The organism is Leadbettera azotonutricia ZAS-9, assembly GCF_000214355.1.
GTDB classification, from domain to species: domain Bacteria; phylum Spirochaetota; class Spirochaetia; order Treponematales; family Breznakiellaceae; genus Leadbettera; species Leadbettera azotonutricia.
The window spans coordinates 1567626-1579245 of sequence record NC_015577.1 but is presented as its reverse complement, the minus strand read 5'-3'; the positions used below and the strand labels follow the sequence as shown (position 1 = coordinate 1579245).

At 51.1% G+C, this 11620-nt stretch carries 11 protein-coding genes; 4 read left to right on the top strand and 7 right to left on the bottom strand.

Annotated elements, in window-relative coordinates:
• Nucleotides 1–2: 2 nt before the first annotated feature.
• The 4 genes from TREAZ_RS06850 (at nucleotide 3) to TREAZ_RS06835 (ending at nucleotide 5003) form a co-directional block, all read left to right on the top strand.
• Entirely contained in the window at nucleotides 3–1103 is a 1101-nt protein-coding gene (locus TREAZ_RS06850) for a response regulator (RefSeq protein ID WP_015711097.1), read from the top strand.
• A 113-nt stretch (nucleotides 1104–1216) separates the two neighbouring features.
• Nucleotides 1217–1864 (top strand): bifunctional nicotinamidase/pyrazinamidase, encoded by a 648-nt coding sequence (gene pncA / locus TREAZ_RS06845; protein WP_015711096.1) that lies wholly within the window; start codon nucleotides 1217–1219, stop codon nucleotides 1862–1864.
• On the top strand, nucleotides 1861–3309 hold the full coding sequence (locus TREAZ_RS06840) for a nicotinate phosphoribosyltransferase (RefSeq protein WP_015711095.1): 1449 nt from the start codon (nucleotides 1861–1863) through the stop codon (nucleotides 3307–3309). Before pncA ends, TREAZ_RS06840 begins: the two co-directional genes overlap by 4 nt.
• Before the next feature lie 23 nt (nucleotides 3310–3332).
• A complete protein-coding gene (locus TREAZ_RS06835; RefSeq protein WP_015711094.1) occupies nucleotides 3333–5003 on the top strand; it encodes a nucleoside kinase in 1671 nt (556 codons plus the stop codon).
• 63 nt (nucleotides 5004–5066) lie between these two features.
• Here the strand turns inward: TREAZ_RS06835 and fliJ are convergent, their stop codons facing one another.
• Genes fliJ through flgC form a run of 7 tightly spaced genes read right to left on the bottom strand, consistent with a single transcriptional unit; the run spans nucleotide 5067 to nucleotide 11618 of the window.
• Nucleotides 5067–5510: a flagellar export protein FliJ gene (gene fliJ / locus TREAZ_RS06830; protein WP_015711093.1), complete on the bottom strand. Its 444-nt coding sequence runs from the start codon at nucleotides 5508–5510 to the stop codon at nucleotides 5067–5069.
• A complete protein-coding gene (locus TREAZ_RS06825; RefSeq protein ID WP_052297720.1) occupies nucleotides 5507–6955 on the bottom strand; it encodes a FliI/YscN family ATPase in 1449 nt (482 codons plus the stop codon). Before TREAZ_RS06825 ends, fliJ begins: the two co-directional genes overlap by 4 nt.
• 15 nt (nucleotides 6956–6970) lie before the next feature.
• Nucleotides 6971–7930, bottom strand: a complete 960-nt coding sequence (gene fliH, locus TREAZ_RS06820; protein ID WP_015711091.1) for a flagellar assembly protein FliH — start codon at nucleotides 7928–7930, stop codon at nucleotides 6971–6973.
• A 10-nt stretch (nucleotides 7931–7940) separates the two neighbouring features.
• Nucleotides 7941–9002: a flagellar motor switch protein FliG gene (gene fliG / locus TREAZ_RS06815; protein WP_015711090.1), complete on the bottom strand. Its 1062-nt coding sequence runs from the start codon at nucleotides 9000–9002 to the stop codon at nucleotides 7941–7943.
• A 3-nt stretch (nucleotides 9003–9005) separates the two neighbouring features.
• Nucleotides 9006–10709, bottom strand: coding sequence for a flagellar basal-body MS-ring/collar protein FliF (gene fliF / locus TREAZ_RS06810; protein WP_043922968.1), 1704 nt, complete (start codon nucleotides 10707–10709; stop codon nucleotides 9006–9008).
• Nucleotides 10710–10743: 34 nt separating this feature from the next.
• A complete protein-coding gene (gene fliE, locus TREAZ_RS06805) occupies nucleotides 10744–11130 on the bottom strand; it encodes a flagellar hook-basal body complex protein FliE (RefSeq protein ID WP_043922967.1) in 387 nt (128 codons plus the stop codon).
• A 26-nt stretch (nucleotides 11131–11156) separates the two neighbouring features.
• A complete protein-coding gene (gene flgC / locus TREAZ_RS06800; RefSeq protein WP_015711087.1) occupies nucleotides 11157–11618 on the bottom strand; it encodes a flagellar basal body rod protein FlgC in 462 nt (153 codons plus the stop codon).
• Between the last annotated feature and the right edge of the window lie 2 nt (nucleotides 11619–11620).

Here is an 11620-nt window from a genome sequence, read left to right as displayed (position 1 = left end):
TTATGAATGACAAAAAAGCAATTCTACTTGTAGATGACAATCCGTCCAATCTTAGTGTTGGCAAAAATGTCCTTAAGAACATTTACAATGTGTTTACCATCCCATCGGGAGAAAAGCTCTTTGATATTCTGGAAAAAATAGATCCTTCGCTCATACTGCTGGATATTGAGATGCCCGGCATGAGCGGTTATGATGTGATTAAAAAACTTAAAGCCGATCCGGTGACAATGGATATCCCGGTAATCTTTCTCACCTCATTCAGCGATCCCGGAAGCGAGCTTGAAGGCCTTAACCTGGGGGCTGTGGATTATATATCCAAGCCTTTTTCGCCCCCGCTTTTGATCAAGCGCATACAGAACCATCTCCTCATGGATTCTCAGAAAAAGGAACTTGAAGATTTCAATCTCAATCTCCAGTCCATGGTCAAAGAAAAAACCAAGGATATTATGGAATTGCAAAATTCCATAGTCCAAACAGTAGTGGAAATGGTAGAATTCAAGGACGACATAACCGGAGGCCATATTGAGCGTACCCAGAATTATCTTAAATCCCTGGTGAACGATCTTCGGATCAATAAAATTTACTGGAAAGAGGTCTCATCATTTAACATGGAATTCTTTATCTCCTCTTCCCAGCTCCATGATGTAGGGAAGATAGCCATCAGCGATACGATATTGAATAAACCCGGAAGGCTCACGGCCGAAGAATTCGAAATCATGAAGCAGCACGCCATAAAAGGCGAAGAAGCCATACAGTCCATAATGCTCATGTCAAAGAAGAACGACTTTCTTGAAAACGCAAAGATCTTTGCAGGGACCCACCACGAAAAGTGGGATGGTTCGGGATACCCCCGAGGCCTCAAAGGGGAAGAAATTCCCCTCCAGGGAAGGCTCATGGCTATTGCTGATGTGTATGATGCCCTCACTGCACATAGGCCCTATAAACAACCCATGAGCTGTACCGAGGCTGAAGAAATAATCTACAAGGGTTCAGGTACCCACTTTGATCCGACCCTGGTAGAAGTGTTCTACAGGCTGGCCCCAGAGTTCGCTGCAATCTCGAAACAGAACGGCAAAATTTGGGCTGACACGACGGCGGCTTGATTATCAATTATTGCAATTAATAAAGTTTATTTAAAAATGCCTTGCGGCTCCGAAAGGAGCCGCTCTTGTAAAACACAGGTTTCCGGCTATACTATGTGATATTGAGGTATGGCATGAATATTGATTTTTCAGCTTCGGTTCTCATCGAAATTGATGTGCAGAACGACTTCTGCCCCGGCGGAGCTTTGGCAGTGGCCCAGGGCAATGAAGTGGTAAAGCCCCTTAACAATCTGGCCGGATTGTTCGCCTCTCATAGCGGGCATGTCGTCGCTACCCAGGACTGGCACCCTGAAAACCATGTATCATTTGCGGCTTCCCATACGGGAAAAAAGCCCGGCGATAGCATTGACCTCCCTGAAACTAAAGGGCAGTTGCTTTGGCCGGCACATTGCGTGCAGGGCAGCGCAGGCGCATGCTTCCATAAAGAATTGGATTTATCGCCTGTCAGCCTCATACTGCGCAAGGGTTTTAGGGAAAGCCTCGATTCCTATTCGGCATTTTTTGAAAATGACCAAGAAACTTCCACAGGCCTTGAAGGGTTCCTGAAAAACCTGGGCATAAAAACTGTAGTCATAGGCGGGCTTGCGACCGACTATTGCGTGCTTTACAGCGCTTTGGATGCAGCCAGGCTGAACTTTCATACTATCGTTTTAAGGGATGCGGTCAGGGGGGTTGGATATCCCGAAGGTTCCATAGAAGGGGCTTTCAAATCCCTTGAAGCCGCGGACGTCCTCATCTTTGATTCAAAAGAAATACTATGACCCATACATCGGCGCTGTTTACGGACTTTTATTCGCTCACCATGGCCCAGGGTTATTGGAAAAAGAAAATGGACACCAGGGCTGTGTTCGAAATGTTTTTCCGCCGCAATCCATTTGGAGGGGGCTTTTCGATTTTCGCAGGCATTGGCTCGCTTTTGAAAAAGCTCAAGGACTATTCCTATTCCGAAGAGGACATAAACTACTTAAGAAGCCTCGGGTTATTTGAAGAGGCTTTTCTGGGATACCTCAAAGAATTTCATTTTGAAGGGGATCTATGGGCAATAAACGAAGGTTCTGCCGTCTTCCCCCACGAACCTCTTATCAGGGTGGACGGGGGCCTCATAGAATGCCAAATCATTGAGGGCCTTATTCTCAATACCGTGAATTTCCAGAGTTTGATTGCCACAAAAACCGCCCGTGTTTGGCTTGCCTCGGGAAAAGGCTCTGTCATGGAATTCGGCCTCCGCAGGGCGCAAGGGCCTGACGGAGCGGTCTCTGCTTCGAGGGCAGCCTACATAGGTGGGGCGGTAGGTACTTCCAATGTGTTGGCGGGCAGGGAATTCGGCATCCCCGTTTTGGGGACTATGGCCCATTCCTGGATCATGGCCTTTCCCAGCGAGGAAGAATCCTTCCAGGCTTACGCCGATATTTATCCGGACAAAACCATTTTCCTCATCGACACCTACGACACCTTAAAGAGCGGCGTCCTGAATGCCATAAAAGTGGGAAAGAAGCTGGCAGCCAAAGGAAAGAATTTCGGCGTGCGCCTTGATTCAGGGGACATTCACTACCTGTCGGTAGAAGTGCGCAAAGCGCTCGATGCGGCAGGCTTTCCGGACGCGGCAATTTCTGTTTCCAATGATCTGGACGAATCCATTATACAGACCCTCACCGATGCAAAAGCGCCTATCAATGTATGGGGCGTGGGAACCCAAATGGTTACAGGGGGCAGCGAGGCTGCTTTCCCGGGTGTTTATAAATTGGCGGCGCGACAGAACAAGCAAGGCATTCTCGAAGCCGCGATTAAATTTTCTGACAACCCCGAAAAAACCACCAACCCCGGGATCAAGCAGGTTTGGCGTATTTACGACAAACAGGGCTTATGCATTGCGGATGTGCTCACCCTTGAAGAAGGGGAAGCGCCAGACCTGATCGAAAAAGGGAAAACCTATTCCTTCTGGCATCCCGCGTCCGACTACCGGCACTTTTCCCACACAGTCGAGGGAAGCGCCGAGCCGCTGCTCAGGAAGCGGCTTGAAAAGGGCAAGACAATAGGCGAAGAGCCTTCGCTGTACGATATACGCGCCAATGTGCGCAAAGGGCTTGATTCGCTGGATCAAAGTTACAAGCGTTTGCTCAATCCCCATATTTACAAAGTGTCCATCTCAAGCAGGCTGAGATCCCTCAAGCTTGAATTGATTAAGAATTACTTAGGGGATCTGTAAAACAATACACTAAAGGGGTTACCATGCAGGATTTGGAAATACGCATCAGAAGTTCTGGCTCAGACGACAAGATTATAAGCTGCCCTTATGGGGTTCCTGTTGAAGATCTGGTTTCCCAATTCGGTGTGCTTTCAGGGCCTTTGGTTGCTGTTAAGGCCAATAACGAAATTCTTCCCTTAAGGGCAAGGCTCGAAACAAACGCGGTACTTGAGCCTGTGCTTCTGGAAGAAAACGAGGGGGTCGCCCTTTACCGCCGCTCCCTGGCGTTTCTTTTGGCAGTAGCTGCCCGGGAGCTCTTCCCGGAACGCAGCCTCTATGTAGGACATTCACTGGGACACAGCTTTTATTATACTTTTAACGAGGGCAAGCAGCCCGGCATTGATGAAGTTAAAAACCTCGAAAACAGAATGAAAGATTTGGCAAAAGAGGATCTGCCTATCTCCTGCCATTATATGGCCTATGCCGATGCCCTTGAGCATTTTAGGAACAAACGCCAGAACGACACAGCCCTGCTCCTTGAGGGCAGGAACGAATCAAAAGTAATGGTGAACCAGTGCAAAGATTTTATCGATCTTTATATTGCGCCCCTTGTGCCGGGGACAGGCCTCCTTAAAGCCTTTGAACTCATGGCATACCAGGAAGGCTTCCTCCTCCGTTTCCCCGCCACAGGCGAGGGTTCAAGGATAGAGCCCTTTGAGGACAGCCCAAAAATTTTCAATGTCTACAACGAATATAAAAAGTGGGGCCGCATTGTCGGTGTCCACTCTGTAGGGCAGCTCAACAGATTGATCGCCGAAAGAGGCATCAGGGAATATATCCGCATTGCCGAAGCTTTCCAGGAAAAAAAGCTTGCCGAGATCGCCGACAGGATCTACGAGAGAAAAGACATTGTCAGGGCTGTCCTCATAGCAGGCCCGTCAAGCTCCGGCAAGACCACCACTGCCAAGCGGCTTTCCATTGCCCTCAAAGTAATGGGCATAGAGCCCATTGCCATTTCCCTGGACGACTATTATGTAGGGACCGACAAGACCCCCCTGGACGAAAAGGGCGAACCCGACTACGAGTGCCTGGAAGCGCTGGACATCCCCTACCTCAATGAACAGCTTCTGGCCTGCCTTGCGGGGGAAGAAATCACCCTGCCTGTCTTCGACTTTAAATCGGGAAGGCGCAAGGAAACAGGGGGCAGGAAAATACGCCTGGGAAGGCGGACCATGCTTGTCATCGAAGGCATACACGGACTCAACGATGCCCTTACCCCACAGATAAAACGGGAAACCAAATTCAAGCTTTATGTCTCGGCCCTGACCCAGCTTAACCTTGACGACCACAACCGCATTCCCACAAGCGACAACCGCCTGATCCGCCGCATGGTAAGGGACAACCAATTCCGGGGCGCCGGCGCGGAGCGCACGTTCCAGATGTGGCATTCTGTTCAGCGGGGCGAAAAGAAGCATATTTTCCCGTTCCAGAATCACGCGGACGCAGCCTTCAATTCGGCTTTGGATTACGAACTTGCAGTACTGAAATTCTACGCCGAGCCATTGCTCCATTCGGTAAAGCCCGGCCAAAAGGAATACTCGGAAGCCATGCGGCTCCTCTCGTTCCTCGAAAACTTTACGCCCATACCGCCCCAGTATGTGCCGGGGCAGAGCATCCTGCGGGAGTTTATCGGGGACAGCGAATTCAAGTATTAAGGGAGTGAAGCAGGCCGGCGCATACAAAATCAACATGCCCTGAGGCTTGCCTTAAATTTACCCCTAAGCATCCGCAAGCTGTCTCGCCAGCCTTCCCGAGGCTATATCGTCGAGGGCCTTGCCTTCCGCATCGAGCATTTCTTTGCGGTATTCCGCTGCGCGTTTTTCTTTAAGCTTGTCCAGGACTTTACGATCCCGGGAAGCTTCCAGGAAAACTTCACGGGCCTGCTCAACTTTCAATTCGGCCTGGGCGGCATCCTTTAAAAGCTGATCCCTTGTTGCGTCCAGCCTGAGTAAATAGAACATATACTGCTGGATCATGGCTGCGCTGTTTTCGGGGGAGAATTGATTACTGGCTGCAATAAACCGTTCTTGAGCGACAGAGACAATATGCCTCTCGATTTCCGAAAGCACACCCACTGCCCTGCCTAATTCAATCTTCGCTTCCTGTTCGGCGAATTTGCGGAGGGTCAGGACTTTTTCAAGGTTAAATGAAAAGCGCTTCATGCATTGCCCTGGAATTCCGCGTCTTCATTGTTATTCATCGAAAAAACCATCTTGGGCAGGAACACTTCCATTTCGCTTTCGGGGATTTCAACACCGGCGATTTTTCCCAATGCATTGAGGGTGTCAACTATGGAAGACTTATCATCCACATTCTGAATGAAAAAATTCTCAAGGGCGTCACGCTTGGCTATGGCCTCGTCTATTTTTGGATTTGATCCCTGTTTGTAAGCGCCCACATTGATAAGATCCTCGGAATCAGCATAATCGGCCATGAGGCGGCGGATAATTCCCACTGCTTTTTTGGTTTCGGACCCAGACACCGCAGTCGAAAGACGGGAAATGCTGTTAAGGATATCGATGGCCGGGTAATGGTAACGCTGCGCAAGGCTGCGGGACAGGACAATATGCCCGTCCAGTATGCCCCGCACGGTGTCCGCGACAGGCTCGTCCATGTCATCGCCGTCTACCAGTATGGTATAAAAGCCCGTGATGGTTCCCCGGTCCGAAGTACCGCAGCGTTCAAGGAGCTTGGGCATGGAATCAAACATGGAGGGGGGAAAGCCCCGGGTTGCGGGGGGCTCGCCTGTGGCAAGGCCTATTTCACGCTGGGCCCTGGCAAAGCGGGTTACGGAGTCAAAGAGGAGCATCACATCCAGGCCCTGATCCCTAAAATATTCGGCCACTGCGGTAGCTGTATAAGCCCCGCGAAGCCGCGCCAGGGGAGGAGAATTGGAAGGGGTTACCACAATGACGCTGCGGGCCAGGCCGTTGGGGCCAAGATCGTTTTCGATAAAATCGTTCACTTCCCTGCCCCGTTCGCCGATCAGGGCAATGACATTGACATCAGCGTTAGTGTTTCTGGCAATCATGCCAAGGAGTGTGGACTTGCCAACACCGGTACCTGCAAAAATGCCAAGCCGCTGGCCCCGGCCCACCGCGAGCATACCATCAATTGCGCGCACGCCGGTACTGATGCGCTCGGTGATGCGCCTGCGCTTCAAAGGGTCAGGAGGATTGGCAAGGGCCGGATAATGCACCGGGGATTCGATATTGCCCTTGCCATCAACCGGATGCCCAAGGGGATCGAGGACACGGCCAAGGAGTTTGTTGGAAACAGCCACTTCAAGGCGCGTACCTGACGCGACTACCCTGGCGCCTATCTCAAGGCCGTCGGTTTCATCGTATGCCATGAGCTGGACTGTGTCGCCCCTAAGGCCCACCACTTCCGCCCGTATGAGACCTGCGCCTTTCGGCGCTTCGATGCGGCATATTTCGCCTATGATAGCCTGGGGGCCCCGGCTTTCTATAAGAAGGCCCTGGACTTTGCTGATGCGGCCTATGCATTTAATGGGGTCGATGCTTTCGGTAGTTTCGAGGTATTTTTTTATTATATCCGGAGGGAAACCGCGATCCTGGCGGATCTCGGCGGAGTGTCCAATTTCCATAAGGGCTGGCATGGCTTATGCTCCTTCGTTAATAGCCTGGGTTTTTGCTTTGGCCTTGATGGGGGAAATTTCGAGGATCTTGGTTTCGAGTTCCGCAAGCTGGCTCGAAATCCTGGCGTCGATTTCACCGAAGTCAGTTTCGATGATGCAGCCTCCCTGATCTACCGTGGAATCTTCCACTACCTGGATGGACTTTGCGCCTTCCACCATTGCAATAAAGTCTTTGATATGATCAGTAGAAAGTTTTACATCCGCCATGTTCACCTTGATAATGATATTGCCCCTGCCTTTGACTTTGCGCAGGGCCTGCACCACATTGGAGATGATCACATTGCGCTGGTTTTCAGTTATTACTTTTACTACTTTCCGGGTAATGAGGAGCACCAGGTCTATAATTTCCTGTTCCGATTCCGCAAGTATTTCTGCGCGTTTATCCTGGGCCCGTTCGAGCACTGTTTGAGTACGCTGCACAAGGCGTTCAACTTCTGCTTTGCCCTCGGAGAACCCTGTTTCCCTGCCCGCTTCCCTGCCCCGCTCCTCGGCTTCTTTTCTTTCTGCTTCAAAGGCAGCACGGGAATCGGTTTCGATTTGGCGGGCCTTTTCATTGGCTTCGGCGACGATTTTATCTGCTTCGTCCTGGGCCTGGCGTTTAAGCGATTGGGCCTCGTCAGTTTTACGCTTAACTTCCTTAAAAGCAGCCTCTTCGGCTTCTTTGATGATCCTGTCGGCCTCGACTCTGGCGGATCGTACCATGGCTTCCTTTTCGGACTCCCATTGTTCCTTGAAGGCTTCGGCCTCGCGGCGCAGATCGTCGGCGGTAGGGCCCGAATATTCATCGATCTCTTCAGGGATCTCTTCGAGATCCTCCTCCACCGGCGCCAAATGGGCCAGTTCCGGAAAGGAGGTGGGAGGATCGAGAATAATTTTTTTATCCAGGAGCTCCAGCTCCCCGGGCCTATAAACCGCTTTCGCCATGTTTTTTTCCTTATACTACAAGTTCGTCTTCGCCGGATCTTGCGACCACGATTTCGCCGGTGTCCTCCAGGTGCCTGATAATGGAGACTATCTTCTGCTGGGCTTCTTCTACGTCTTTCAAACGTACAGGGCCCATGTACTCCATATCTTCCTTGAGCATACCCGCCGCGCGTTTGGACATATTCCTGAAAATCTTGTCCTGCACTTCGGTGTCCACGCTCTTGAGGGCTTTGGCAAGTTCCTGGGAATCCACTTCCCGCATAACCTTCTGTATGGCCCGGTCATCCAGCATGACGATGTCTTCGAACACGAACATGCGCTTCTTGATCTCTTCCGCAAGTTCGGGGTCTTCGTCTTCCAGGGCTTCGATGATCTGCTTTTCCGAAGCACGGTCAACAAGGTTGAGAATCTCGACGATGCTCTCGACGCCGCCGGCTGTGGTGTAGTCTTCGCTGGACAGGGTGGAAAGCTTCTTCTCCAGCACCCGTTCAACTTCGCGGAGAACTTCGGGGCTGGTACGATCCATGGTAGCAATTCTGCGGGCCACATCGCTCTGCACTTCGTGGGGAAGGTTCTGCAAAATAACGGACGCCTTGTTGGGTTCCAGATAGGCAAGAATAAGCGCAATGGTCTGGGGATGTTCCTGCTGGATAAAGTTCAAAAGATGAGCCGGATCGGTACGGCGTATAAAATCGAAGGGCCGCACCTGAAGGCTCGAAGTAAGGCGGTTGATGATGTCTATTGCTTTCTGGCTGCCCAATGATTTTTCCAGCAGCTCCCTGGCATAGTCGATACCGCCTGTGGAGATGAACTGGTTCGCCATCATGAGCTCCTGGAACTCCTGCAGGATGGCGTCCTTCTGTTCTGAATCTATGGTTTCAAGCCGGGCAATTTCGAAGGTGAGGGTTTCAATTTCATCTTCCCGCAGATACTTGAAAATCTCGGCAGAGATTTCAGATCCTATGGTAACGAGGAATATGGCCGCTTTTTGCCGGCCAGTATATTCATTTTTCCCTTTTTTGCCCTTTCCGCCTGATGCGGATGTCGTAGAGCCGGGCGCTAATTTCGCCATTCTTTATTCCTCCAAAAGCCAGGTACGGATGAGCTGGGCCACATCTTCGGGATGTTCTTTGGCCATATTGGCCACGCTTTCCAGAAGTTCCATGCGGGTCCTCTCTTCCACAGAGATGGACACATCCATCCCTTCTTCTTCCGCCTGCATAAGTGCCTGCTGGCGAAGGGCTTCCTCGCGCCGGGCCCTTTCTTCAGCTTCAAGCCTCCGCCTGCGTTCTATCTCCCTGGAGATAGTCCTGAACAGGATGAACGCGATGAGCAGTATTGCCAGCCCCGAGAGGAAGACCATAATAGTGGTCTGCATCTGCTTTTGCCTGAAGTATGCAGCGTCCTCGTCCTGGAACTGTTTGGAACGGTCGAACTGTATGTTCTGTACCGTTACATTGTCACCCCTGGCTGCGCTGTATCCTACGGAATTCTGAACCAGGCTCTGGGCAGCCCTGAGAATTTCAGGGGCCACCGGGGTATATTCCCGCTCTATGGAACCATCCGCCGCGATCACGGGGTTGCGTTTTTCATCATACTTCCATTTCCAGGTTCCGTCGATATTCACGGACACTGTCACCCGGTCTATGCTGGGGCTGCGTTCTTCCTGGGTCTTGCGGCTGTTGATCTCGTTGTTGATTTTGGCAGTTTCCTGTTCCACTTTCCCGTAGAGGTTGGACATATCCTTATAGGCGGGAGGGGTCTGGCCTTCCACGCCTGCGGGCCCTTCGGGGTTGAAACCCGTGCCTGCCCATTTGGTGGAAGAAGTGGCTTCCGAGCGTTTGATGGATTCCACAAGCTGGGAATCGTCATAAGGAGATCCAGGGGTACGTGGCTTTATGGTGATGGGGAAAAATTCTTCGGTGGCTATGGCTTTCTGGGACATATCCATATCTATCTTGAGATTGAGATCCCTCACCCTGTCGTCGGTAAATGTTTTTTGCAAAGACTGAAGCACGACGGCCCGGTACTGGGTTTCCAGGGTGCGTATCATTTTATTTTCCCGTTCTATGCGGGTAAGCCTGTCCCATTCCGCAAGGCCTGCAAAATCATTCAGTATTAATCCTGTCTGATCGGTAATAGTGATATTATCATCTTTAAGGCCTTCAATAGCGAACTTGAGGAGTTTTTGTACTCCCTCAATTTTTTTGCGGTTTTGTATAATATCGCTGCCCGGCTTGGGAGTAATAATAACACTGGCAGTTACCGGATTTTGTTCCGACAGGAAAAGCTCATCCTTGGGAAGGACAATGGTAACATCGGCCCTGTCTACATCATCCAGGGCCTGGATATGATCGGTTACCATTTGCCTGATGGCCCGCTGGAGATTTACATTCCTTTCAAAGTCGGTGATGGTCCAGCGTTCCCTGTCGAAGATGGCCCAGGGGTCTGTTCCCTGGGGGATAAGGTCTTCCCTGATGAGTATGCCTCGTATTCTCTGCGCGGTCTTGTCATCAGCGACCTGAACCACCCCTGCGGCGGTAACAGTTGCCTTTATCCCTTCTTCGTTGATCCTGGTGAGGATCCTGTCCCTGGCAGCTTCATCCCTGATGGGCGCGTCTATTACAGACACCATGGTGGGCGTTGAAGACACCGATACCATGGCTGCAATCCCTATGCCAACGACAGCGACTATGCCCACGAGTATGATCTTCTGAACCAAAGACCATTTGCCCCAAAGGCTTCCAACCTGTGTAAGAATCTTTCTAAGCCAATCCATATTCCCCTCCCAAAGAATAGGCAATAGTTGTCTATTACCTCGTATTTATTATATCTTTCCAGCTTTGAACGATACGGTTCAAAACGTTTCTTGTTATGTTCAAAGACATGCTCGCTTCTGCCTGGGCTATGGTGATGTCATGGATATCCACAGAATCAGGATCGATTATGGCCCGCTGGGCAAGGTCCGACGAAAACTGCTGGGCGGCGCTCACCTTGTCCAGGGCGCCAAGCATAGCGTCTTCGAAAGTGCCCGAGCGTATTACTGCTTCCGCGCCGATTTGTTTTCCCAGGTTGGAAATTTTTCCCCCTTCCGCAAGAAAATCTTCCGACTCGGAAACCATGTGGTACGGGTGAGTCACTTTAAGGGGCAGATCCGGCATTTTGCCCAAGCCCGTCAATTCAGGTCTGTATATGGTCATAATTCCCTCCCAAAAGAATTAATTAGCTACCTGTTTCCAATTTCCAAAGCCCGTGTAAACATGGACTTGGCGCCTTCAATAATGGATGCATTGGCTTCATAAGCCCGTGAAGCGGCAATCATATCCACCATTTCCGTAACGATGTCCACATTGGGCATCTCCACGTAACCCTGCCTGGGCCCGGTCGTGATGGCGTCAGGGTGTGTAGGATCATACACAAGCTTGTTCTCGGCGGCATAATCCTTTTGAATCTCCGCGACCCTAACACCCTGGCCTATGCCGTTGTCCATGCCTTCGGGCAGGAAAGGCGAACGCCAGTAAGGGCTGTCCACCCTGGGGCGCATCACGACGCGGCTCCTCCTGTAGGGGCCGCCTTCCGCAGTGCGGGTGGTGGAAGCGTTGGCGATGTTATCGGCGATGACATCGGCTCTGGTTCTTTCGGCCGACATTCCCGAAGAAGCTATGTTAATCGATGTAAAAAGTCCCATAG